18 protein-coding genes, 1 tRNA gene and 3 pseudogenes are annotated in these 24,003 nt (G+C 65.6%); 12 read left to right on the forward strand and 10 right to left on the reverse strand.

Translation table 11 applies throughout. The features are described from left to right. Both ACXMYJ_RS15090 and ACXMYJ_RS15095 read left to right on the forward strand, forming a co-directional pair. A pseudogene (locus ACXMYJ_RS15090) lies at positions 1 to 167 on the forward strand (methylmalonate-semialdehyde dehydrogenase (CoA acylating)); the annotation flags it as partial. A gap of 131 nt (positions 168 to 298) precedes the next feature. Then, positions 299 to 1,693, forward strand: coding sequence for an aminotransferase class III-fold pyridoxal phosphate-dependent enzyme (locus tag ACXMYJ_RS15095; RefSeq protein ID WP_460357286.1), 1,395 nt, complete (start codon positions 299 to 301; stop codon positions 1,691 to 1,693). A 311-nt stretch (positions 1,694 to 2,004) separates the two neighbouring features. Here ACXMYJ_RS15095 and ACXMYJ_RS15100 read toward each other — a convergent pair whose 3' ends face one another. The 4 genes and pseudogenes from ACXMYJ_RS15100 to ACXMYJ_RS15115 form a co-directional block, all read right to left on the reverse strand. Then, complete coding sequence (locus ACXMYJ_RS15100) at positions 2,005 to 3,054, reverse strand: substrate-binding domain-containing protein (RefSeq protein WP_443187824.1); 1,050 nt, start codon at positions 3,052 to 3,054, stop codon at positions 2,005 to 2,007. 67 nt (positions 3,055 to 3,121) lie between these two features. Further along, positions 3,122 to 4,163: pseudogene (locus tag ACXMYJ_RS15105) on the reverse strand (ABC transporter permease). Further along, positions 4,160 to 5,728, reverse strand: coding sequence for a sugar ABC transporter ATP-binding protein (locus tag ACXMYJ_RS15110; RefSeq protein WP_260751024.1), 1,569 nt, complete (start codon positions 5,726 to 5,728; stop codon positions 4,160 to 4,162). The pseudogene ACXMYJ_RS15105 and the gene ACXMYJ_RS15110 overlap by 4 nt, the downstream one beginning before the upstream one ends. After that, positions 5,725 to 6,075 (reverse strand): annotated as a pseudogene (locus tag ACXMYJ_RS15115) (zinc-binding dehydrogenase); the annotation flags it as partial. The gene ACXMYJ_RS15110 and the pseudogene ACXMYJ_RS15115, both read right to left, overlap by 4 nt. Before the next feature lie 40 nt (positions 6,076 to 6,115). On the opposite strand from ACXMYJ_RS15115, the gene ACXMYJ_RS15120 reads away from it, so the two are divergent. Continuing rightward, positions 6,116 to 6,889, forward strand: coding sequence for an SDR family oxidoreductase (locus ACXMYJ_RS15120; protein WP_443187822.1), 774 nt, complete (start codon positions 6,116 to 6,118; stop codon positions 6,887 to 6,889). A gap of 296 nt (positions 6,890 to 7,185) precedes the next feature. Here ACXMYJ_RS15120 and ACXMYJ_RS15125 read toward each other — a convergent pair whose 3' ends face one another. After that, entirely contained in the window at positions 7,186 to 8,796 is a 1,611-nt protein-coding gene (locus ACXMYJ_RS15125) for an FAD-dependent oxidoreductase (RefSeq protein ID WP_443187821.1), read from the reverse strand. Positions 8,797 to 9,187: 391 nt separating this feature from the next. Between ACXMYJ_RS15125 and ACXMYJ_RS15130 the strand changes: the two genes are divergently transcribed. After that, positions 9,188 to 9,859: a TetR/AcrR family transcriptional regulator gene (locus ACXMYJ_RS15130; protein ID WP_460357290.1), complete on the forward strand. Its 672-nt coding sequence runs from the start codon at positions 9,188 to 9,190 to the stop codon at positions 9,857 to 9,859. Between the two features lie 208 nt (positions 9,860 to 10,067). On the opposite strand, the gene ACXMYJ_RS15135 is transcribed toward ACXMYJ_RS15130, so the two are convergent. Then, positions 10,068 to 11,330, reverse strand: coding sequence for a cytochrome P450 (locus ACXMYJ_RS15135; RefSeq protein WP_460357377.1), 1,263 nt, complete (start codon positions 11,328 to 11,330; stop codon positions 10,068 to 10,070). Positions 11,331 to 11,362: 32 nt separating this feature from the next. Further along, a complete protein-coding gene (locus ACXMYJ_RS15140) occupies positions 11,363 to 12,322 on the reverse strand; it encodes an alpha/beta hydrolase (protein ID WP_460357292.1) in 960 nt (319 codons plus the stop codon). A 241-nt stretch (positions 12,323 to 12,563) separates the two neighbouring features. On the opposite strand from ACXMYJ_RS15140, the gene ACXMYJ_RS15145 reads away from it, so the two are divergent. The 8 genes from ACXMYJ_RS15145 (at position 12,564) to ACXMYJ_RS15180 (ending at position 21,356) form a co-directional block, all read left to right on the forward strand. Beyond that, positions 12,564 to 13,115 (forward strand): TetR/AcrR family transcriptional regulator, encoded by a 552-nt coding sequence (locus tag ACXMYJ_RS15145; protein ID WP_460357295.1) that lies wholly within the window; start codon positions 12,564 to 12,566, stop codon positions 13,113 to 13,115. A gap of 226 nt (positions 13,116 to 13,341) precedes the next feature. Further along, a complete protein-coding gene (locus ACXMYJ_RS15150) occupies positions 13,342 to 14,571 on the forward strand; it encodes an MCE family protein (RefSeq protein WP_460357298.1) in 1,230 nt (409 codons plus the stop codon). Beyond that, complete coding sequence (locus ACXMYJ_RS15155; RefSeq protein ID WP_260751015.1) at positions 14,568 to 15,593, forward strand: MCE family protein; 1,026 nt, start codon at positions 14,568 to 14,570, stop codon at positions 15,591 to 15,593. Before ACXMYJ_RS15150 ends, ACXMYJ_RS15155 begins: the two co-directional genes overlap by 4 nt. Beyond that, a complete protein-coding gene (locus ACXMYJ_RS15160) occupies positions 15,593 to 16,687 on the forward strand; it encodes an MCE family protein (RefSeq protein ID WP_460357301.1) in 1,095 nt (364 codons plus the stop codon). The genes ACXMYJ_RS15155 and ACXMYJ_RS15160 overlap by 1 nt, the downstream gene beginning before the upstream one ends. Continuing rightward, complete coding sequence (locus ACXMYJ_RS15165) at positions 16,684 to 18,051, forward strand: MCE family protein (protein ID WP_260751013.1); 1,368 nt, start codon at positions 16,684 to 16,686, stop codon at positions 18,049 to 18,051. Before ACXMYJ_RS15160 ends, ACXMYJ_RS15165 begins: the two co-directional genes overlap by 4 nt. A gap of 14 nt (positions 18,052 to 18,065) precedes the next feature. Continuing rightward, on the forward strand, positions 18,066 to 19,241 hold the full coding sequence (locus ACXMYJ_RS15170; protein ID WP_443187832.1) for an MCE family protein: 1,176 nt from the start codon (positions 18,066 to 18,068) through the stop codon (positions 19,239 to 19,241). After that, positions 19,241 to 20,809, forward strand: coding sequence for an MCE family protein (locus ACXMYJ_RS15175; protein WP_460357304.1), 1,569 nt, complete (start codon positions 19,241 to 19,243; stop codon positions 20,807 to 20,809). Before ACXMYJ_RS15170 ends, ACXMYJ_RS15175 begins: the two co-directional genes overlap by 1 nt. Before the next feature lie 37 nt (positions 20,810 to 20,846). Then, positions 20,847 to 21,356, forward strand: a complete 510-nt coding sequence (locus ACXMYJ_RS15180) for an Rv2253/PknI dimerization domain-containing protein (protein WP_460357307.1) — start codon at positions 20,847 to 20,849, stop codon at positions 21,354 to 21,356. A 180-nt stretch (positions 21,357 to 21,536) separates the two neighbouring features. On the opposite strand, the gene ACXMYJ_RS15185 is transcribed toward ACXMYJ_RS15180, so the two are convergent. From ACXMYJ_RS15185 to ACXMYJ_RS15195, 3 genes are all read right to left on the reverse strand, one after another. Next, positions 21,537 to 21,610 (reverse strand) — tRNA-Met (locus ACXMYJ_RS15185). Between the two features lie 146 nt (positions 21,611 to 21,756). Then, positions 21,757 to 23,145, reverse strand: a complete 1,389-nt coding sequence (locus ACXMYJ_RS15190) for an FAD-binding oxidoreductase (RefSeq protein ID WP_460357310.1) — start codon at positions 23,143 to 23,145, stop codon at positions 21,757 to 21,759. A 194-nt stretch (positions 23,146 to 23,339) separates the two neighbouring features. Next, positions 23,340 to 23,960, reverse strand: coding sequence for a hypothetical protein (locus ACXMYJ_RS15195; protein ID WP_460357313.1), 621 nt, complete (start codon positions 23,958 to 23,960; stop codon positions 23,340 to 23,342). Positions 23,961 to 24,003 lie beyond the last annotated feature (43 nt).

Consider the following 24,003-nt stretch of genomic DNA (forward strand, 5'->3'; position numbering starts at 1 on the left):
TTCCCATGGCCTACTACAGCTTCGGCGGCTGGAAAGCCTCCCTGTTCGGCGACAGCCACGCCCACGGCACCGACGGCGTCCAATTCTTCACCCGCCAAAAAGCCATCACCACCCGCTGGCTCGACCCCAGCCACGGCGGCATCAACCTCGGATTCCCCACCAACTAAGACCACCCCCACAGTCCGCGAGCGTGCGTGTCTGCGACCGACACGCCGCCCGCGGACCCAACTTCACGCACCCTCGCGCCGACGGCTTTCCACGCCCCTCTTGCTGCTCCCCTCGTGCCAAAGGATCGATTGTGACCATCACCGAACAGCCCACCGACCTCACCTCGCTGCCCACCGGCGAGGACATCGATGCGGCCATCGCCCGCGGGCAGCGCGCCTACGAACTGGACCGCAAGCACGTGTTCCATTCGTGGTCGGCGCAGGCGCAGATCAACCCGATGACGGTGCTGGCCGCGCAGGGTTCCTACGTCTGGGACGGCGACGGCAACAAGCTGCTGGACTTCTCGTCGCAGCTGGTGAACACCAACATCGGCCATCAGCACCCGAAAGTCGTTGCCGCCATTGCCGAGCAGGCCGCGAAGCTGTGCACGATCGCCCCTCAGCACGTCAACGACGCGCGGTCGGAAGCGGCCCGACTGGTCGCCGAGCGCACCCCGGGTGACCTGAACCGGATCTTCTTCACCAACGGCGGCGCGGACGCCGTCGAGCACGCGGTGCGGATGGCCCGGCTGCACACCGGCCGCTACAAGGTGCTCTCGCGCTACCGCTCCTATCACGGTGGCACCGAGACCGCGATCAACCTCACCGGTGACCCCCGCCGCTGGCCCAACGACCACGGCAACGCCGGGATCGTGCACTTCAACGGCCCGTTCCTGTACCGGTCGACGTTCCACGCCGAGACCGAGGAGCAGGAAAGCCAGCGCGCGCTGGAGTATCTCGACCGGTTGATCCAGATGGAAGGACCGTCGACGATCGCGGCGATCATCCTGGAGTCGGTTCCGGGCACCGCGGGCATCATGGTGCCCCCGCCCGGCTACATGGCCGGGGTCCGCGACATCTGTGACCGCTACGGCATCGTGTTCATCGCCGACGAGGTGATGGCCGGCTTCGGCCGTACCGGAACGTGGTTCGCCATCGAGAACTTCGACGTCGTGCCCGATCTGATCACCTTCGCCAAGGGCGTCACCTCCGGTTACATCCCGCTCGGCGGCGTCGCGATCAACGATGCGATCTACTCGACCTTCGCCGACCGGGCTTATCCGGGTGGCCTGACCTACTCCGGCCATCCGCTGGCGACCGCCTGCGCGGTCGCGACGATCAACGCGATGGAAGACGAAGGCATGGTGGCCAACGCTGCCCGCATCGGCGAGCAGGTGCTCGGACCGGGGCTGCGCGATCTCGCCGCCCGGCACCGCTCGGTCGGCGAAGTCCGCGGCCTCGGGGTCTTCTGGGCGATCGAGCTGGTCGCCGACCAGGCGACCCGCGAGCCGCTCGCTCCCTACGGCGGGTCCAGCCCGGCGATGGCGGCGGTGCTGGCGGCGTGCAAGTCGGGCGGCATGCTGCCGTTCGCGAACTTCAACCGCATCCATGCCGTGCCGCCGTGCAATGTCACCGACGACGAAGTGGCCGAAGGACTTCAGATCCTGGACGCCGCGCTGACCGTCGCCGACGAGTACGCCGTCTGAGTCACCCGTCCCGCACCTGACGTATTGGCGATCGCCCTTCCTCCACCCGTTGCCCGGGTGGCGGAGGGGCGATCTGCGTATCCGAGGACGTCAACCGGCACACAGGTATCCGCGTTCGACGATGGGCGCTGACGAGGGCCTGTCGGTGCCTCCCCTTGAACACTGCGACGAATTGATGTCGCCCAACCTGATCCGAGCGGTGACCGACGCGGACTGAGTGGCATCGACACGACGTGTGAGCGCGGTGTCCTCCAACGACAACGAGGACCGGCCACCGATGGTGGGCCGGTCCTCGTCGCGGATGGCTGCGATCAGGGCTGCGTCTGCCCCGGAATCCCCTCGTAGGCGATATCGCCGGTCTCCAGGTTCTTCTTGATCAGCTCGGACAACCCGTCGAGGAACTGCTGCCGCTCGGTCACCACGTGCTGGATCGCGACGTCGACGTTGTCCTTGGTGATGGCGGGCATGATGTACACCGGCTCGGTGTTGACTTCCTCGCCCTTCGCCAGCGCGTTGGCCACGGCAAGGCCGGCCGCCAGTTCGACGGTGCCGTTCTGCAGCGACGTCCCGATGAACTCACCGCTCTTGACGGCGTTGAGGCCGTCCTCGATGCCGTCGATACCCACGATCGGCACGCCGGTGCGGCCGGACTCCTTGAGCGCCTGCAGCGCTCCCAGACCCATGTCGTCGTTCTCGGCGACCACACCGTCGATCTGGTTGCCGAAGCCGGAGATCCAGTTCTTCATCTTGTTGACGGCCTCATCGCGCTTCCAGTTCGCGGTGTCCATGGCCAGCACCTTGATATCCGGGTAGTTGGCCAGCACGTTGTTGATGCCCTTGGTGCGATCGATCTCACCGGACTGTCCCAGCGGTCCCTGCAGGATCACGATGTTGCCGCGACCACCGAGCGCATCGGCCATCATCTGCATTTCCTGCTCACCGGCGGCCACATCGTCGGGCTGCACGTTACCGGCGACGTCCGGGCTGTTCAGCGCCGCGTTCACCGGCACCAACGGAATGCCCTTCTCCTTGGCGGTGGCCACCTGCGGGCCCAACGAATCCGCCTGCACCGGAACGACGATGATCGCGTCGACACCCTGGTTGATCATCGAGTCGACCTGGTTGGCCTGGGTGGAGACGTCCAGATTGGCCGAGTTCCAGATCAGTTCGATGTTGTTGTCCTTGGCGTAGGCCTCCATGCCTTCCTTGCCCGCGGTGATGAACGAACTCATGTCGTACACCGAGACACCGATGCGGGTGGTGTCATTGTTGGCCGTCGTGTCACCCGCGCCGCAGGCGGTCAGGCCGAGGCCGAGGGCGCCCACCGAGGCGATCGCCGCGATTCTGGTGGTCAGTCTCATGTCATTCTCTCTTTTCGATTGCAGTGATTCGAGGTTGAAAGGCCCTGCGACGGTCAGTGTTCGGTAGTCAGGTTCGCCTCCTGGATGACCACACGTCGACCGCGACCGCGGCGACGATCAACACGCCTTTGATGACGTCCTGCCAGTAGGCGGGGACCACGAGGATGTCGAGACCGTTGTTCAGCGTCATGATCATGAACAGCCCGAGCGTCGTGCCCCAGATACTGCCGCGACCACCCATCAGGCTGGCACCACCGATCACCACGGCGGCGATGGCGTCGAGTTCGTAACCGTGTCCGAGGTTGGGCGGTCCCGAGATGACGCGCGAAGCCAGCATCACGCCGGAGAGCCCGGCCAGCAGACCCGAGAACGCATACACGCTGAACAGCACGTTCTTGGCGTTGATGCCGGCGAGTTCGGCGGCGTTGCGGTTGCCGCCGACGGCGTACACCCGCATGCCGTAGGACGTGCGTTTCATGATGATGGCGAGCGAGACGATGCCGATGATCATCAGCAGCACCGGGATCTGCAGGCCCAGGATCTTGGTGTTCGCGATCGAGCCGAATTCGGCTGGCAGGCCGTTTGATCGGTGCGCCGCCGCCGATGACGTAGGCCACGCCGGAGCCGGCCGTCAAGGTGCCCAGCGTCGCGATGAACGGTGGCACGTTGATGCGCGACACCAGAACTCCGTTGATGCAGCCAAATGCCAGACCGACGGCCATCGCCACCGTGACCGTCATCCAGACCTGCCCGGGGTTCGCCTTGGCCGTCGCCGCACCAGCCATCGCCGACACCGCGATCACGCTGCCCACCGACAGGTCGATGCCGCCGGTGAGGATCACCAGCGTCTGGCCCAGTGCGATCAACGCGAAGGGAGCGGCCGCGACCAGGATGGTCACGAGATTCTCGGGTGTCGCGAAACGCGCGCTGCGGTAGCTGAAGTAAGCGATCACCAGCAGCACCACGATCACCATCGAGTAGCGCAATGCAACGCCCGAGAACCATTGCCGCGAGAAGAGTTTCACCGGCTCGCCGGTGACCGGCGACGCCACCGTCGGGGCCTTGGACGGCCCGGGGGGCTGCTGGTCTGCGTCGACGTCGGTCGTCATGGTGCCTCCTGCTGCGTCGTGGTCTTGGTTCCGCCGTCCAGTGCCGTCGCCAGGCGGAACACCGATTCCTGCACTTCGGGATGATCGAGGGCATCACGGTCGAGCTCGCCGACCAGGGCGCCGCCCCGCATGACGAAGGCCCGGTGTGACAGGCCCACGATCTCGGGCATATCCGACGACGCCATCAGCACCGCCATCCCCTGGGCAGCGAATTCGGTTACTATACGGTAAATCTCACTGCGCGCACCGACGTCGACTCCTCGAGTGGGCTCATCCAGCAGCAGCACGTTCACATCGCCGGTGAGCCAGCGCGCGAGCACCACCTTCTGCTGGTTGCCGCCGGACAGCGTGCCGACCTCCTGTCCGAGCCCGCGGCTGCGCAGCCCCACCGACGACATCACATCCGACACCGCCTTGGTGCGGGCTTTACCGCGCAACCAGCCCGCAAGGGAGAACGACGACAACCGCGGCAAAGTCCCGTTGTCCAGCACGCTCATCGACAGCACGGCACCGGAGAGCTTGCGGTCTTCGGGCACGATGGCCATACCGGCGGTGATCGCCGCGGCGGGATGATTGCGTTTGACCACCTTGCCCCGCACGGTGATCACACCCGCAGTGCTGGTGCGGGCACCGAAGATCGCTTCCAGCAGTTCGGTTCGTCCGGCTCCGACAAGGCCTGCCAGCCCGACGATCTCACCCGCCTTCACCGTGAATGAGACGGGCCCGGTAGCACCTTCGACCTGAAGATCGCGCACCTCCAGTACCGGCTCGGTGCCCGGGGTCGGCCGGTCGGGGAACACCGCGTCGAGTTCCCGGCCGATCATCGCGGTGACGATCTCGTCGTCGGTGATGTCATCGATGCCCTTGTCGAGGATCAGCCCACCGTCACGCAGCACCACCACCCGGTCGGCGATGGCGCGGATCTCGGCCATCTTGTGGGTGGTGTAGACCATCGCGACGCCGTGCTCACGCAGGGTGCGCACCACTTTGTAGAGGCCTTCCACCTCGCGCTCGGAGATCGCCGATGTGGGTTCGTCGAGCATGACGACCCGGGCGCCGGTGCGGGCAGCCTTGACGATCTCGACGATCTGACGAAGGCCGACGGGCAGACTGCCCATCCGCGCCGACGGGTTGATCTCGAGGCCGAACACGCCCAGCGCGTCACGGGCCTCGTCGATCATCGCTCGCCGATTCAGGAATGGACCGATCTTGAGTTCCCTACCGACGTAGAGGTTCTCATAGACCGTCATGTCCTCGATCGAGGCCAATTCCTGCGGCACGATCGCCACCCCATGCCGGACCGCGTCCTTGGTGTTACCCGGGGTCAGGGTGGTTTCCCCCACCTGCACCACACCGTGATCGGCGGTGTACTGCCCGCTGATGATCTTCATCAGTGTCGACTTGCCGGCCCCGTTCTCACCGGCCAGCGCGGTGACGGTGCCGGGGTGCAGTTCCAGCTCGATACCTTTGAGCACCGGCACCCCACCGAAGCTCTTGTGAATGTCGGTGCAGCGCAACAGCGACTGCGTGACGGTACCCGATGCCGGGGCATGTGCAGCGTTCACGCGGGCACCACGATCGATTTGAGGCTGGCCGGATCGGAGTCGCTGTCGAGTGCGTCACCGACGTGCTCGAGGTCGTAGCGGCCTGTCACCATACCGTCCAGGTCGATGGCGCCACTGACGACGAGATGAATTGCGGCGGGCCAAGTGTCGGTGTAACGGAACACCCCGGTCACGGTGATCTCATGGTTCGCGATGTGGCTGACCGGCAGCGCATATTCGTCGGCGCCCATGCCGACGAGCACCACGTGTCCGGCCGGCCCGACCGCCTTGATTCCGCTGACGACGGCGGCCGGCACGCCGGTGGCATCGACGAAGGCGTCGACCGGCTCGATCGCGGTGACGTCCACGATACCCCTGCCGATCATTCGACGAGGACAAGGACGACACATGACACCCAACACCGAACCGGTTGTGGACCTGGACTTTCCATTGAGCGACAAGGTTGCGGTGGTGACCGGCGGCGGCTCAGGCATCGGCGCGGCGATCGTCGCCGCATTCGCGGCGAAGGGCGCCCGGATAGCCGTCGTCGACCTCGACGGCGCGGCCGCCGCGGCACGGGCCGCCGAGGCCGGACCGGACAGTCGCGGATTCGCCTGCGACGTAGCCGATCCCACCTCCGTAACCGCCACGGTGAATTCCGTGGTCGACGCTTTCGGCCGCATCGACATTCTGGTCAACAGCGCCGGGGTCGTCATGCTCGCCCCCGCCGAAGATCTGCCGCTCGACGCCTGGGACAAGACCATCGACATCAACCTCAAGGGCACCTTCCTGATGTGTCAGGCCGCGGGCAGGCACATGCTCGCGGCGGGCCGCGGCGCGATCGTGAACACGGCGTCACAGGCGGCAACGGTCGCCCTTGATCAGCACGTCGCCTACTGCGCGTCGAAATTCGGTGTGGTCGGGGCCTCGAAGGTGCTGGCGGCCGAGTGGGGTCCCCGCGGCGTCCGCGTCAACACGATCTCACCGACAGTGGTGCTCACCGAACTCGGCCGCAAGGCCGGGGACGGACCGCGCGGCGACGAACTGAAGAAGCTCATCCCGATGGGCCGCTTCGCCTACCCCGACGAGATCGCGGCGGCCGCAGTGTATCTCGCCTCAGACGCGGCGGGCATGATCACCGGTGCCGACCTGCTCATCGACGGCGGCTACACCATCAAGTGAATTGACGGTGGGCGCACACCAGTCCAGTCGTGCGGCCGGAACCCCGCGCCGCCGCCAACTGCTCCCCCGTCCCCGCACGAACGCCATATGGGCAGGAAGTGCAGCTGCTGCGGCTGTGTTAGCGAGGGTTTCAAGATCGGCGATGACTACTTCCCTGCCAAAGCCGTTCAACCGGTGAACCGTGGCGGATACGACGAGGCCGAAGCCGACGGTATCAAGCACCGCTTCCGATATGAACAAGGATTCGGCGCGAACGCACCGCGGGCGTCCCGTGCATGGAGTTCGCCGCCGGTGTTCTACATGCGCTCGGCGGCAGCGTCAGTCATCTCTTTGACGGCTAGGAATTTGTTCCGCGGTCGCGTATACCGTTCGCCGCGAACACGTTCAGCCCGGTCGATCCGCTTCCATCCTTGCCAGTCAACGGGTTCTGCTCCGCGCTCCGCCATCAAGCTGTCGAGGGCGGTACGTTCTGGGCGGGGGGTATCCGGTAACACACCGGCGTTGAAGTCGGCGAGAAGCGCCGCGACGGTTTCGGCGGCGCACATCCGGTTTGAGCCGATGACTCCGCGTGGTCCGCGCTTGATCCATCCCGTGACGTAGACGCCCGGCAACGGAGCGCCGGCATCGTCCACGACGCGGCCGCCATCATTGGGCACGGTCGCTGTCGCGGCGTCGAACGGCAGGTTCGGAATCGGCCTGCCGGAGTATCCGATCGAGTGGAGCACCAGACCAGCAGCGAGGTCGTCGGTGACGCCGTCGCGCGATACGCGGACGCCCTCTGCATGGCCACTGCCCAGGACTTCGAGTGGGGTGGAGTGGAAACGGAAGACGATGGTCTTGTTACCGGGATGGTTGGGTGTCTCTGCATATTCGCGGCAGAGTTGCAGTTTGGTTTTGGTGATCATGTCGTCGCCATCTGAGGGATCCAAACTTGAGGGCGCACAGTCGATAGCGACGTCTACGCCGTCGAGGTGCGCGAGAGCGAGAAACTCGCCGACGGAGAATGCTGCATCGCGTGGGCCGCGCCGGCCGATGATGACGACTTCCTCGATACCGGACTGTGCGACGGCGTTGAGGGCATGGTCCGCGATATCGGTGGCGGCGAGCTGTTGCCGGTCAGCGAGCAGTACTCGTGCCATGTCAAGTGCGACGTTGCCGTTGCCGAGGATGACCGCGCGCGACGATCCGAGGTCGAATTGATGGTCAGCGTGGTCGGGGTGGCCGTTGTACCAGCCGACGAAATCTGCCGCAGCGTGACTACCAGTCATGTCCGCGCCAGGTATGTCCAACGTCCTGCCCGAGGAAGCGCCAACAGCGTAGATCACGGCGTGGTGGTGTTCGAGCAGCTCATCGTGGCTGATCTGTTGTCCGACTTCGACGTTGAAATAGCACTGCGCGCGCGTCGATGCTAGGGCTCGATCGAAGAGACCGACGACGGCCTTGGTGGCCTGGTGATCTGGGGCGACTCCGGCGCGGATGAGACCAAAAGGTGTGGGTAAGCGCTCGAACATCGAAATTTCTACCCCGTCTACGGCGATGAGGTCGGCCGCGGCATAGCAGGCGGCCGGCCCCGCGCCCACGATCGCTACGCGAAGCGCTCCCGTAGCGACCGGGCTGTGCTGCTGCTCCACCCAGGGACCGTCAGCCCCTTCCTGATGTTGCTCGAAGTAGGCCGCATTGATGTCGGCGAAACGCGCCTGGCTGGGCGGCAGGTCGTCGACATAGTCGATGGCGCCGACAGGACACTCCTCCATGCACGCCCCGCAGTCGATGCATGCCTCTGGATCGATGTACAGCATCTCCGCGCCCGCCAGCGCTGCGCCCCCAGTGGGGCGGATGCAGTCGACCGGACACACGGGAACGCAACTGGCGTCCTTGCAGCAGTTCTGCGTGATTACGTAAGCCACGGCGTGCTCCTGTCTTTCCTCGGACTGAATGCCCCTACCGGCTTCGTCACCGGATGTCGGCCAATCCCCATGCCAAGCTGACCACTACTTGCGACGCCATAAACTGGACACTTGTCTAGCATAATAGGGTCTATGATAACTTTGCAAAAAGAGGCTCGTGGTGCTGTTTCATTGCAGCTAGAGGGCTATTACTGCCACCTTCGAACTTGCAGACAGCCAGCAGTCGATAGATCAGCGATGACCGTACGCACCCAACAAATAGACAGGTGTCCAATGCAGCTCCGGACGGTTCAATCGAAGGGTGCCGACGTTGCCTTCGCCTAGTGAGTTCCGCGGCCCCAACAATGACGGCGATTGGCTGGGAAGTTCCACCCCCGGCGACGGTCAAGGTGTGGCCCTGCCCGAAGATGCCTTGACCACCGACAGTCAGCGCACGCGACGATCACGGATTCTGGACGCCGCGGTCGAGCTCGCGGGGCGCGGTGGTTACGACCGTGTGCACATGCGCGACATTGCCGAAGTGGCAGACGTCTCGCTCGCCACGGTCTATCACTACTTTCCGTCGAAAGTGCATTTGTTGACCATCGCGTTGTCGCGGGAGCTGCTGCGCTTCGACTCATTTCTGCTCGATGACTTGCAGGGCGTCGAAGACCCCTTCGCGCGGTTGAGGCTTGTTGTATGGCGCCTCATCAACGGCATGGAGGAGTCCGACCGGGTGACCGAGGCACTGGCTCACGCATACGTGGCTTCACACGCCGCGGCTGCAGCGGAAGCCGATACGGTGCGCCGCCAGACCACTGAGCTGTTCGCCCATCAGATAAGTCGTTGTTCGCACGCCGATTTCGTGCCGATGAGCGTCACCGCCGAAGTGCTCGCCGATGTCTGGACCTCAGAGATTCTCGGCCTGGTGCAGGGACCCAGGACCTACGCGGACATACGCCGCCGCCTGAGCACAGTCATCGACCTGGTCGCCCGAGGGCGCAGCGCCGGTGCACACCAAGCAACCCCGATGGGCTTCGCCGACAGCGCCGCACCAATCGAGAGCAACGGTTCACATGACTGAGATGACAGCCGGCTTCGACACCAACGGGTACCTGGAGGCAATGCTGGGCGGATACCGCGCCCGTGTCGCCCCGGTCAATGTGAACCATCGCTACGTCGGCGCCCAATCTGTTCCCGAATCGACGGCAGCTTCGCGACGGGGGCCCCGCCCGAGGGGATGTGCAGCGCTGGCTCATCCTCACCCGGGCCGCCTGTACCCGGCGACCTCGTCAGTCGGTGTGGAAGATGACCGGAAGGTGTGTGGGGCCGCGAAGTGAACTGTTCGTCGACCAGGACGTGGGTCCGGCCGGCGAGATTCGGCTGACGCGGTTGACAAGCTCGCGCAACACGGCGTGGGCTTCCATGCGCGCGAGTGGAGCGCCGAGGCACATGTGGGCACCGTAGCCGAACGCCACGTGCATGCGGGGGTTGCGATCCACGCGATAGGTGTCGGGGTCGTCGAATACGAGGGGGTCGCGGTTGGCGGCTCCAAACGACAGCAGCACTCGTGAGCCGGACGGAATGGTTACCTCCCCCACCTCATACGGCGCCCGGGTGTAGCGGTAGAGGTTTTGAATGGGGCTGGTGTAGCGCAGCTGCTCCTCGATGGCCATGGGAATGAGCTCAGGTTGAGCGCGAATCCTGCTGTACTGATCGGGCTCTCGCGCCAGTGTGTCGATGAGGCCGCCGATCAGATTGGTGGTGGTCTCGTTGCCGGCAATGAGCAGCAGAATCGCGATGTAGAACAGTTGATCGTCGGTAAGGCTGCCGTCGGAGCTGTGCTCGAGCAGCCGCCCGAGGACGGTGTTCGATCCTTTGAGGTCGCCGGTGGCGAGGTGGTCGAGGAAGTAGCGGCGCAAAGCGGCGGCGGCACGAAGGGATCGGCCGGTGTTGAGGACACCTTTGATGGTGGGTGTGAAGTCGATCAGGCGCACGCTGTCTTCTGACCACCTGCGGAAGTCGCTGATGTCAGTGTCGGGGATGCCGAGGATGGCCGCGATCACGCGCAGGGGCATCGGAATCGCCAGTTGGGCTACCGCATCGCTTCCGGGCTGGGCGATCATTGTGTCGACGAGTTCGACAGCGAGCTCGTCGATGATGGTGCGCCAGCTGTCAAGAGCCTTCTTGGTGAAGGCCGGTTGAACCTGTTTGCGCAGACGGCTGTGCTGTTCACCGTCGGTGACGACGACGAGATCGGCGGCCATCCGGACTCTGGTGACGCCGACGCTGCTGGTCACCTGGTCGGTGTCGCGGAGGGCGGCGCGCACATCGTCGAGGCGGTGAAGTATCCAGGTGTGACGGCGCGGGCTGTAGTGCACCCGGCCGCCGCGGTGCAGCGCAGCGTAGGCCGTGAATGGCTGGGCCGCTGTGTGGGGGTCGAGCGGGTCGTAGTCGGTGTTGACCGCGCCGCACCATGCGCTGTAGCCGCGGCGTCGTTGTCTGATCGCGGCGGCGAGGTTGAGTTGGATTGCCGAGGTCAAGGGTTTGAGCATCGAGGTGGCGCCTTGTGCTGGGTTCGTCAGCGTCATGACGCGCGACCTTTCGACGATATGGATGGGGCACCGGAATCTGCGCTCTGCGGGCCGGCAGCGCGGAAGGCGTGGTCGAGAGCGAGACACTGCCGAGCGAAGAACGACTGAGCCACAGACGTTTTGGGGGCAATTGCGTCGAAGCCGTGAAACGCTCCGCCAATCACCTCAAGCGCAGCGGTGACGCCAGCGGCGCGCAATCGCTGTGCGTAGGCGACGCATTCTTCGTAGAAGAGATCCAACGATCCGACTCCGATCCACGCGGGCGCGACGCCGGCGAGATCCTCGTGACGGGCGGGTACCGCTTCGGCGGGGTCAGCCCCAGCGAGGTAGGCGCGCCAGGAGAATTCGTTCGAAGTCTGATTCCAGAAGCGGTACCGCGAGGCCAGAGGGTGCGGCGCGGCAGAGGAACGGTCATCGAGCATCGGATAAGCGAGCAGTTGCAGTACCGGAGCGTAATCGTCGAGGTCGCGGAGACGGAGCGCGAGCGCGGCAGCCAATCCCGCCCCCGCGCTGAGACCACCGATCGCAATGCGCGCCGGGTCAACGTCGGGAAGATGGGCAAGCCGCCTCCACGCGGCATGACAGTCGAGTACTGCGGCGGGGTAGGGATGTTCCGGTGCGAGGCGATAGTCGACCGAGGCCACCGTGATGCCCAACGCGTCGGCAAATGATCGGCAGAGCCGGTCGTCGAGATCGGCGCGGCCCATGACGTACCCGCCCCCGTGCATCCACAGCAGTGCTGGCGCAGGCACGTCATTGGCACCCTGATAGAGACGCATGGTGGCGGCGGTGCCCAGTCGCTCGATGCTGACACCGTCCCCGCGCGGCCTCCGCATAGTCGTCAATCGACGCATGATCTTGAGGGCTACGGTGTTGGGGATCGTGCCTCTCGGCGCCACGCGCGCAACGCCGCGCAGTTCCGGATGGATGACCCCCCGGTCGACCTTCGTCACATCCGTCGAACGCCAGGGCGGGGTCGCAATGCGCAATCACACATGCCGTCAGGCTGCGGGGTGTGACGCCGCTGCGTCAATACGCGAGGACCAGGTTGAGAAGGCCGTGTCCGACAGTCGGGTTAGCCCGCTTCTCTTGGCAGCTACCCGAACTCGCGTTACTGTGAGAATTTCTGCCCTGAAGTTCTCACGTCGATAATTCAATGATCGGTGTGATCGTTCGCAGAAGGAGTCCGGTGACATGGTCCGGCAAGACTGGCTGGTCGGTACGGATCGCCGCGCGGAAGCCGTCGAACGAATCCACACGGCCGCCGCAGAACTGATCTCGCGACACGGGTTCGAGGCTTTCAGCATCGATGCGCTCGCGGCCAAGGTGCACTGTTCACCGGCGACGATTTATCGCAATGTCGGTGGCAAGTCGGTCATCATGGAAGGCGTGGTGCGCCGGATGTCGGTGCGCATCGTCGAACGGGTGAAGACGGCAATCGACGGTCTGGAGGGAGCGGAGCGCGTCGAGAAGGCCATCCTCGTCGCGCTGGACCATATCCGCGCCGAACCGCTGGGCCCTCTGATCATGGGCACTATCCGGCCCCACCACGACACCGGATGGCTGACATCATCTCCGCTGGTCGTGGCACTCGCCGAAGAGATGATCGGTCGGAGCGACCCGATCGCGGCGCAGTGGCTCCTTCGTGCCACGCTCGCGCTGTGGTACTGGCCGGTCAAGAACCGCGACGACGAGCACGCCATCGTCGCGCGATTCATCGGTCCCTGCTTCGCCGCAGCGGAGTAATGGTTGGGTCCGGCTCATCGCTTTTTGCACGGTGAGACAAATGGAGGAGTTTTTCTCATCAATCCCGGCTGGTGGTCCCGGTGCGACCCTGTATCGCACATCGAAGGGGCGTCTTCAGGACTTGTCGACTTGCGCGAAGCGGATTGACCCCGTACCGCGGCGACTTCAAGCTGACCCTGTGTGCTCGACAGCGGTGTGCCTGCAACCTGTCGGCTCGGGCTGAGCAGTGGCCGCGCACCAGAGGTCTCGCAGACCGGGGCGGCTCCACGCCTCGGCAGTCAGACCGTTGACCGGGCTCATCTCCGTGCTGGCATTGGGCGTGGTGATCGCGTTGTGTGTCGGATTGTTTCGGGGCACGTTCACCGAAACAGTTCCGGTGACGGTGCTTTCGCCGCGCGCCGGCCTCGTGATGGATCCCGACGCCAAGGTCAAGATGCTCGGGGTGGAGGTGGGGCGCGTCGCGTCGATCAAGTCGAGCGCTCACGGCGACGCAGTACTTCAACTGGCGCTCGATCCCCGACAGCTGGCGACCATTCCGGACAATGTTGAGGTCGACATCGCCTCCACGACGGTCTTCGGCGCCAAATACGTTCAACTGATCCTTCCTGAAACTCCCTCGTCGCAACCACTGCGGCCGGGGCAGATCTTGGCCGCCCAACAGGTCACCGTCGAAATCAACACGCTGTTTCAGAGATTGACCTCGCTGCTGTCGTCCGTCGAGCCGGGAAAGCTCAACGCGACGCTGGCCGCAGTGTCCACCGCCCTCATTGGTCGCGGGGAACAGATCGGCCAGACCTTCGTGGACCTCGACACCCTGCTCGCACGCCTGGAACCGAGCCTGCCGACGCTTGAACACGAATTGTCAGTAGCGCCCTCAGTTGTCGGAGCCTACGCTGACGCAGCACCGGACCTCATGACGGTCGTGTCGACGACGACGCGAGTCGGCCGCACCCTGGTCGACCGGCAACGCGACCTCGACACCGTGCTCATGTCAGCAGTGGGTTTGGCCGATGTCGGTTCGGAGGTGGTGGGGGCCAATCAGCAGCCACTGACCGAGGTACTGGATTTGTTGGTGCCAACCACGGACCTGACGAATCGCTACCGCGAGGGAATCCATTGCGGTTTGGCGGGTTTGATCCCGATCACTGAGAGCCCGCCGTCTCCGGTGCCCGGCGTGGTGGCCAGCCTGGGGTTCTCGTTCGGACTCGACCGCTACCGCTACCCGTCGAACCTGCCGAAGGTGGCTGCCACCGGCGGCCCCTACTGTGCCGATATCGGGCTGCCGGACATGCCGGCCGGATTCAAGCCGAAGTTCGTCCTCGGCGACATCGGCGCCAACCCCAATCAATACGGGAACCAGGGCATCATCCTGAATTCCGACGGGCTCAAGCAATTCCTGTTCGGACCACTGGACGGGCCCCCACGCAACACCGCTCAGATCGGGCAACCCGGATGACGCGATCGACAGGGACGCTGATCAAATTCGCGGCGTTTGCCACCGTCATGACGCTGCTCACCGCCGCGTTGTTCCTCGCCTTCAGCGAGTACCGCGGCGGTTCAGCCAACAGTTATTCAGCGGTGTTCACCGACTCGTCAAGCCTCAAAGAGGGCGATTCGGTCCGTGTGTCGGGCATCCGCGTGGGTGCGGTGTCGTCGATCTCGCTACAGCCCGACAAAACCGTCGTCGTGGAATTCGACGCCGACCGCGACGTGGTTCTGACCACGGCGACCAAAGTGGCGGTGCGTTATCTCAACCTCGTAGGTGACCGCTATCTGGAGCTTCTCGACTCCCCCGGACAGATGCAGATCCTTCCCCCGGGCGCCCAGATCCCGCGGGAGCGTACCGAACCCGCACTGGACCTCGATCTGCTCCTCGGTGGGCTCAAGCCGGTGATCCGCGGATTGAATCCGCAAGACGTCAACGCGTTGACTTCCTCGCTGATCCAGATCTTCCAAGGACAAGGCGGCACGCTCGAGTCCATCCTGTCGAAGACCTCATCCTTCTCAGAAACCATTGCCGACCGCCACGACGCCGTCGAGCGACTCATCGACAATCTCAACACCGTCGCCAAGGCGCTCGCCGACGACGGTCCTGCGTTCTCCGCGACGATCGACAAACTTCAGACGCTCGTCGCCGGCCTGGCCGCCGACCGCGACCCGATCGGTACGGCCATCGAAAAGCTGGATCGCGGCACCGCCTCGGTGGCTGACCTGCTCACCCATGCCCGGCCGCCGCTGAAGGGAACCGTCGACGAACTAAACCGTCTGGCACCGCTTCTCGACACGGACAAGGAACTGATCGACACAGCGCTTCAGAAGGCGCCCAACAATTACCGCAAGCTGGTGCGTCTGGGGGCATACGGCAGCTTCATCAACTACTACATCTGCGCGGTTCAGTTTCGGGCCAGTGACCTGCAGGGCCGCACCGTGGTCTTCCCGTGGATCAAGCAGGATACGGGGAGGTGCGCGGAGCCCTGATGCTGAAATACCTTGGAACGCAGCTCGTCCGCGCCGGGTTCATCGGTGTGGTGCTGGTGGTGTTGACGATCGCTGTGGGGCTCAACCCCGAACGTCTGCTCACCTGGGCCACCAGCGTGCGCTACCAGGCGCAGTTCACTCACGCCGGCGGGCTCGTTGCAGGCAATGAGGTCAAAATCTCCGGAGTCACGGTCGGGTCGGTGTCCGACATCGTGCTGCGGGACGGTGCAGCGCTCGTCACGTTCACCGTAAGGGGCAAGGTCGGTCTGGGCTCAGAAACCACCGCCCACATCCGCACCGGATCTCTCTTGGGCCAACGCGTCATGACCTTGGAGTCCAGCGGCACCTCGGCGCTGTCGCCCAACTCGGTCATTCCGGTGTCGCGCACCGGTTCTCCCTACTCGCTGACAGACGCCATCGGCGAGCTGACCAGCAACACCGCCGCTACTTATACGTCGACCCTCAACCAGTCACTGGACACCCTCTCGGCAACGCTTGACCAGATCGCTCCGCAGCTGGGACCCGCCTTCGACGCGATCGCGCGGCTGTCACGGTCGATCAACAGCCGCGACCAAACCCTCGCCGAGCTGCTGCGCCACACCAGCGCAGTCACCGATGTGCTGGCAGACCGCAGCCAAGCGCTCAATGCGCTCATCCTCAATGCCAACGATCTGGTTGGCGCCCTCACCGAGCGCCGTCAAGCCATCGTCGACCTGCTGGCCAACACCACCGCTGTGGCTCAACAAGTCTCAGGTCTGGTCGCCGACAACGAAGTTCAGCTAGCACCCACTCTGGAGAAGCTGAACTCGGTGGCAGCCATGCTGGAGAAGAATCGCGACAACATCGCCAAAGCGCTGCCGGGGCTGGCGAAGTATCAGGTGACACAGGGCGAAACCGTCGCCAACGGCTGGTACTACAACGCCTACATTCCCAACCTGGCGCTGCCCGAGGTGTTGCAGCCCTTCCTCGACTACGCGTTCGGATTCCGGCGCGGCACCGACCAGGGACAACCCCCCGACGACGCCGGTCCACGCGCAGAAATTCCGTTCCCCTACAACGGAATACCCCAGCCAGGAGACCTTTCGCCGCGATGAACCGACGACGACTGCTCACCCTCACCGCACTCGCGCTCGTAGCTGGCTTGGTCGGCGGCCCCGCCGTGCTCGTCCACCACACCTTCTTCGGCGCGCATACCCTCACCGCATACTTCACCAAAGCGATCGCCATCTACCCCGGTGACACCGTACAAGTCGCCGGTGTCACCGTTGGGCGCATCGACGCCATCGAGCCGGACGGAACCCGGACGAAGATGACGATGACCGTGGACCGCGACGTCCCGATTCCGGCCGACGCCCAGGCGATCATCGTCTCGCAGAACCTCGTCGCAGCACGTTATGTCGAGCTCACTCCGCCCTACGCTCCCGGAGACGGACCTCTGCTGCCCGACGGCGGGCAGATACCGATCAACCGCACCGCAGTGCCCGTGGAGTGGGACCAAGTCAAAGACCAACTGATGCGGCTGGCCACCGATCTGGGCCCCCGCGCCGACGCTCCACCGTCGATCTCGCGCTTCATCGACAGCGCCGCCACCGCACTGGAGGGCAACGGCCCTAAACTCCGCGAGGTCCTCACCCAACTCTCCGGCGTCACGCGGATACTCGCCGAAGGCAGCGGCAACATCGTCGACATCATCGCCAACCTGCAGACCTTCGTCACGGCACTGCGGGACAGCAACACTCAAATCGTGCAATTCCAAGACCGTTTCGCGACACTGACCAGTGTCCTGGACGAAAGCCGCTCCGACCTCGACGCCGCCGTCACCACCCTCTCCGAGGCCGTCACCGAAGTTCAGCGCTTCATCGCCGGCAGCCGCAACCAAACCTCCGAACAAGTTCAACGGCTGGCCAATGTCACCCAGAATCTCGTCGACCACCGCACCGATCTTGAGAACATTCTCCACGTCGCACCGAACGCCGTCGCCAACGCCTACAACATCTGGAACCCGGACTCCGGTGCCGTCAACGGCTCCTTCGTCTTCACCAACTTCTCCAACCCGGTGCAGTTCATCTGCGGGGCCATCGGCGCGGTGGAGAACACCACTGCCCCCGAGACCGCGAAACTGTGTGCCCAATACCTCGGCCCCGGCCTGGACCTGCTGAACTTCAACGGGCTGCCCTTCCCGGTCAACCCGTTCCTGGCGCCCTCCTACGCACCGGAAAACATGATCTACACCGATCCCAAACTCGCCCCCGGCGGTACCGGTCCCACCCCCACCGCGCCCGAACACCCACCGACCTTATCGGCCTATCCCCCGGCGAACCCCACCTCGCTCCCCGGATTACTGTTACCCGCCGCCTCACCCCCCCTCCCCCCGCCGGCACCTGCTCCCGCTGCGCCGTTGCTGCCTGCCGAAATCCCCGGCGCCGCAACACCCGTCGCCTCGGGAGCCGGAGGATGACCCTCCGCGGCCCCCTGGTGCGCGTGCTGACACCGGTCACCTTCGCCCTGACCGTTGCCGGCTGCGCTTTCGGTGGGGTGACATCCCTGCCGCTTCCCGGAACACCCGGACGTGGACCCGACGCCGTCACCTACCACGTCGAAATCGGCAATGTCGGCACGCTGGAATCCAACGCGCCCGTCCTCGTCAACGACGTTGTCGTCGGAAGCGTCTCGACGATGCGCGTCAACAACTGGCACGCTGACGTCAAGGTCACGATCAACCCCGGCGTGGTCATCCCCGCCAACGCCGTCGCGACCGTCGGGCAGACGAGTCTGCTGGGCTCGATGCATCTGGCCCTCGATCCGCCCCCCGGCGAGGTCCCGACCGGAAAACTGGCCCCCGGTACCACAATCGGCCTGAGTCGTGCATCGACGTACCCCTCGACCGAACAGACCCTCTCGGCCCTTTCTCTGCTGATCAATTCAGGCGGCCTCACCCAAATCGGCGACATCATCCACAACACCAACGCCATCCTCGACGGCCGCCAAACCCAGATCCGTGACGCGCTGACCCGCCTGGACACCTTCATCAGTGCCATGGATCGCCAACGCGACAACGTCGCGGCCACCATCGGCACACTCGACCGCCTCACCGGCATCCTCGCCGGCCAAACCGACACCATCACCGAGGCCCTGCGCGACATCCCGCCCGCCCTCGACGTCCTCGAGCAGGCACGTCCGCGCCTCACCGAGGCACTGACCAAGCTGGGCGCGTTCAGCGACGTGACCACGACGCTGATCAGCCAAAGCCAAGACGACCTCGTGACCAACCTGCGCAACCTGCAACCCACCCTGAAGGCCCTGGCCGACATCGGGCCCAAACTCGATGCCGCCCTGGCCCTGGCACCGACCTTTCCGTTCCCGCAGAACGTCATCGACCGCGGCGTACGCGGTGACTACCTCAACCTCTACGCTGTGGTCGACCTGACGTACCCCCGCCTCAAGCGCACCATCTTCCGTGGCACCCGCTTCGCCGACATCGACGCCGACCTCATTCCGGCCCCCGGGGATCCCTACTACCTCCAATACACCTACGACCCGCTCAACGCACCGCTGACCAAGACACTGCCCACCGGCGCCCCCGGATCCGGACAACCAGCGCCCACGGCCCCGCCAGTCCCCCCGGCGCCCTCGAATGGGGGCGGCTGATGTTGACCCGATTCGTTCGTATCCAGCTCGCGATCTTCACCCTCGCGTCGGTGGTCGGCATCGCGGTGATGGTGCTGAACTATCTCCAGCTGCCCACGCTGCTCGGCGTGGGTCGGATAACGGTGACCGTCGAGTTGCCCAACAGCGGTGGGCTCTACCGTTTCGCCAACGTCACCTATCGCGGCGTCAGCGTCGGCAAAGTCAGCGAGATAACTCTCGATCCGGGACCACCCCGGCACGCCAAAGCCGTTCTGTCGCTTGACGGCTCCACACAGATTCCGGCAGCACTGACCGCCGAGGTCCACAGCATCTCCGCCGTCGGTGAACAGTACGTCGACCTCGTCCCCCGCACCGACAACGGACCCTACCTGCGCGACGGCTCGACCATCGCGATGGCGAATACCACCGTCCCGCAACAGGTGGGCTCCGTCCTCGACCAGACCAGTGCGCTACTGGCGAGCATCCCCAAAGACAAACTCAACACACTGCTCGACGAAACATTCAGCGGCCTCAACGGTGCCGGCTACGACCTCGGTTCACTCGCAGACTCCACCTCCCGACTCTCGGCAGACCTCAACAGCGTCGTCGATCGCACACGCACCCTCATCGACGACTCCGCACCGCTGCTCGACGGACAGGCCGCCACCACCGACGCGCTACGCACCTGGGCCCGCAGCCTCGCCGGCGTCACCACCCAGCTCGACGACAACGACCCACAGATGCGGCAGCTGCTCGCGGCCGGTCCCGGTGCCTTCGACGAGGTCTCCGCGCTGCTGACACAACTCAAACCCACTCTGCCGGTGCTTTTGGCCAACCTCACCACGGTCGGGCAGATCGGCCTCACTTACAACCCGTCGCTCCAACAGGTTCTCGTGCTGCTACCGCCGTTCGTGTCGACCATCCAGGCCGCCATGCCCCGCAACAACGCCACCGGCATCCCGACCGGCGGTGAATTCGCCATCACTGCAGGCGATCCCAACCCCTGTACAGTAGGGTTCCTGCCGCCGTCCCAGTGGCGCTCGCCGGGCGATCTCACCGAGATCGATACCCCCGACGGTTTGTACTGCAAACTCCCGCAGGATTCACCGGGAACGGTGCGCGGCGCCAGGAACTACCCGTGCATCGCCCATCCCGGCAAACGCGCACCCACCGTAGAGCTTTGCAACGACCCGCGGGGCTTCCGACCACTGGCCGCCCGCCCCCACATTCTGGGCCCCTACCCCTTTGACCCCAACCTCATCGCCCAAGGCGTCCCACCCGACTCGCGAGTCTCCCGCGACGAGAACATTTTCGCACCACCGGCCGGCACCCCGGCGCCGCCGCCCGCCCTACCTCCACCGTCGCCCCCAGCACAGCAGCCCGCCGCGCCACCTGCTCCCCCGGTCCCCGCGTCGCCGGCTGCGACCCCCAACGCGTTCACCGGGAGTCCTTCGACGCCCAAAGCGGCAGTCGCGCAGTATAATCCGCGAACCGGAAGCTACGTCGGCGCCGACGGGAACCTGTACACCCAAACCGACTTCGCCGACAAACCCGCTCCCGCCTCGTTCGCGGACCTTCTGCCCCACTAACCGCCGCCAACGTCCCCGCGAACATGAAGGAGCCACGGTGAAGACCGTTTCGATGGCAGCAGCCACCACGGCGCTGGTCCTGGCCGGCGGAGCCACCGCCGCCGCGGACTCACCCGAACTGAAGGGCGCCCTCAACGGCACCTTCCGCGCTGTTTCCAACGGCGACTTGGCCAAGAGCAACGAGATGTACTACAACCAACCAACCGTCACCGCGATGTGGACGATCACCAGCACCTGCACGAACCCCACCGACTGCACGGGAACCGTCATCAGCGACCAAGGATGGAGCGCACCGATCTACAAGATGTCGGGCCTGTGGAACGTCAAGCACGTCGTGCCGAACTGGGCGCCCTGCCCCGACGGGACCGCCCCTGACGGCCTCCAGCACTACCGCTTCTACGCCGTCAACGCTCATACCGGGCAGGCCGACTACAGCCAAGACGATCTGTTCGCCGGCCTCGACGACACCACCGGCCCCAGCGGAGCATGCGGGGTCAACAAACCGCTGCTCATCTCGTTGCCTTTCAAACTGAGCCGCATCCTTTAACGACCAGCCTTACCTGCGAGTCCGTGCCGATCAGCGAAGAACCCCGACTCGCGGCGCGCGACCAGACAGCGTGAGGCCTAGCAAGGCGAGCGACGCCGCAGCCGGAGTATCCAGCTCTGCGATGCCTCATCGGAAACAAAAACGGCCCCCGGAGTGATCTCCGGGGGCCGTCTTACCTAGTAGCGGGGACAGGATTCGAACCTGCGACCTCTGGGTTATGAGCCCAGCGAGCTACCGAGCTGCTCCACCCCGCGATGGTGAACGCTACGTTACCGGGGCGGCCGCTTCGGCTCCAAATCGCCTGCTCAGCGCCGCTGTCGGTCCCTCGCGAGCGTGCGCTTTGTCCGGCTTTCTCCCGGTGTGGCGGCCGCAGACACGCACGCTCGCGGCGAGGGGGCGTCTACCGGGGTGTGCGGATCACCTGGCCGGTGGCCAGGACACCGGCGGGGTCGTATCGGTCGGCGAGGGCAGCCAGCCAGTGCAGCGTGTCCTGGTTGTACACCCGCGCCGGGCGGGCCAGGTCATAGGACGGCGCGAAGTTCGGCATCTGCCCGCCGGTGGCCCACGGCGCCACAGCTGCCGTCACCGCGCGGGCGTGCTCGACCACCACGGCTGCGTTCTCCGGCATCGGTGCCCCGATCACCGCGAGCGAGAACGCCGCGTCGCGATGGCAGAACGCGCTGCGGTGCTGCGGCTCACGGGCCAGCGCTCCCCCGAGCAACCGCAACTCGACGAGCACCTGCGGGGAGCCCGAGCCGGGCCCCGCGACTGCCAGCAGCGCGTCGATCGCCTCGGCCGGCAACTCGGACAGCAGCGCCTGGTCCTCGTTGATGGGCATCGGGTCCACCGGGTCGGCGTGCACGGCCCCGATCGCCGCGTACGGCAGCACCCCGACGCTGTCCAGGATCGGGGTCGCGGCCGCCCGCATCGGCGCCAGCAGCCGCTCCGCTTCGGCGAAATCACCGACGGCCGTGTACCGCACCGCGACCGTCATGCGACCGGCCAGCGGTTCGGGCACGCCCGGCGACGGCGGCAGCTGTTGCACCGCGATCGACGTGTTCACCGTCTCGGGCAGTCCGACACTCCACGCGCGCCAGGCGTGCAGCACCTCAGCCGTCGCGGCACCGTCGAAAAACACTGCACCACCGTAGAACTCGGGAATGGGCAGCAGGTCCATCTCGACCGCGGTGACGATGCCGAGGGTGGCTTTGCCGCCGCGCAGGCCCCAGAACAGGTCCGCGTTCTCGTCAGGGGTGGCGCGCAACAGCCGTCCCTCACCGGTCACCACGTCGAACGCCCGGACGTGATCCGACGACAGCCCCGCGGTGCGGACCAGCGGACCGATCCCACCGCCGGTGAGATACCCCACCACGCCGACCCCGGGCGCCGAACCGCACAGCGGCGCAAGGCCGTGCGGGGCCGCGACATCGATGACGTCCTGCCAGCGCGCCCCCGCGCCCACCCGCACCGTGCGATTGAGGACGTCGACCTCGCAGTGCTTCATCGCCGCCGTCAGCACCAAAATGGTGCCGGGCCCCACCCCGACCGCGCCGTGGCCGGTCGCCTGCACCGCGACGGTGAACCCGTGCGTCGCGGCGAACCTGACCGTGCCGGCGACGTCCTCGGCCGAGGTCGCCAACACCACCGCTGCTGGGGTGACCGGTGCGGCCACGTTCCACGGCACGCATCGCTCGTAGCCCGGCTCGCCGGGCAGCGCCACATGGGTGGCGACCTGGTCGCGCAGGGAGCGCAGCGCCTCGTCGCGGCTCAGATCGGTCGGTACGGTCATCGGAGTCCTTTCTCGGATGCTCGGTGTCGCGGACAAGCATCACCGAGCGGCCTTGGCGACCGCTTGGCCGAGAACACCAAGAAAAATCCAAGCGGAATTTACCGCGCGACCAGGGAGTTCGCCCGCGCTACGACGTCGCAAACGGCGCGCACTGCCGCAAATCGCGGCCTGTACGCGTTCTCACGCGCGCGCTGTCAGACCATCTCCGGCACCCGCAGATGTGCCAGCACCAGGTCGCAGTCGCAGGCGTCAAGCACCTCGGCCCCGGCCTCGCCCACCGCGGCCTTCTCGAGCGCGTCGATCGCGGCGTGGTTGTGCCGCAGCGCCTCGGCGCTGTCGAACGTCAGCGACGCGACACCGAATCCCGAATCGCGGTCGACCATCAGGCTGGCACTGCAGAAGCCGTCCATTTCCTCCAGCGCCGGGATGGTGGCCAGCCGGAAGCCATCGATGGCGCGTTCCGCGCCTTCGGGAGCGACGCGGGCCCACGTGACCCGCACGCAGGCGCCGGGTGCCGAGCGGTGGTCGCGGTGCAGCGCGGCGATCTCCCACTCGTCGACCGTGGGGCTGCCACCGAGGATCTCGGCGGCGCGGTTGCGGTACTCGTCGGCAACGCGCCGGCTGGCGTGCATCGCCGTCTCCGATTCCCACGCCGTGGTCACGATGCAGCGGCCCGACTGGCGGTCCACCAGCAGCGACAGACCGACGTAGCCGTCGAGTTCGGTCAGCGCGGGCCACACCGTGTCGTGGATATAGGTGATCCCGGCGTCGATTGCCGAGGACCGCGCGTGGACTGTTGAACTACGCGCATACATGTCTGCCTCCGTCGTCGTTGGCAGCGTCCCAGCGGCGCCGCCG

It is taken from the genome of Mycobacterium sp. ZZG (genome assembly GCF_054786995.1).

Excerpts from the sequence above, each read along its gene's own strand:
- ACXMYJ_RS15100 (WP_443187824.1), bottom strand. The coding sequence starts at position 3,054 with ATGAGACTGACCACCAGAATCGCGGCGATCGCCTCGGTGGGCGCCCTC.
- ACXMYJ_RS15120 (WP_443187822.1), top strand. The coding sequence starts at position 6,116 with ATGACACCCAACACCGAACCGGTTGTGGACCTGGACTTTCCATTGAGC.
- ACXMYJ_RS15135 (WP_460357377.1), bottom strand. The coding sequence starts at position 11,330 with ATGCTCAAACCCTTGACCTCGGCAATCCAACTCAACCTCGCCGCCGCG.
- ACXMYJ_RS15145 (WP_460357295.1), top strand. The coding sequence starts at position 12,564 with ATGGTCCGGCAAGACTGGCTGGTCGGTACGGATCGCCGCGCGGAAGCC.
- ACXMYJ_RS15155 (WP_260751015.1), top strand. The coding sequence starts at position 14,568 with ATGACGCGATCGACAGGGACGCTGATCAAATTCGCGGCGTTTGCCACC.
- ACXMYJ_RS15160 (WP_460357301.1), top strand. The coding sequence starts at position 15,593 with ATGCTGAAATACCTTGGAACGCAGCTCGTCCGCGCCGGGTTCATCGGT.
- ACXMYJ_RS15165 (WP_260751013.1), top strand. The coding sequence starts at position 16,684 with ATGAACCGACGACGACTGCTCACCCTCACCGCACTCGCGCTCGTAGCT.
- ACXMYJ_RS15175 (WP_460357304.1), top strand. The coding sequence starts at position 19,241 with ATGTTGACCCGATTCGTTCGTATCCAGCTCGCGATCTTCACCCTCGCG.
- ACXMYJ_RS15190 (WP_460357310.1), bottom strand. The coding sequence starts at position 23,145 with ATGACCGTACCGACCGATCTGAGCCGCGACGAGGCGCTGCGCTCCCTG.
- ACXMYJ_RS15195 (WP_460357313.1), bottom strand. The coding sequence starts at position 23,960 with ATGTATGCGCGTAGTTCAACAGTCCACGCGCGGTCCTCGGCAATCGAC.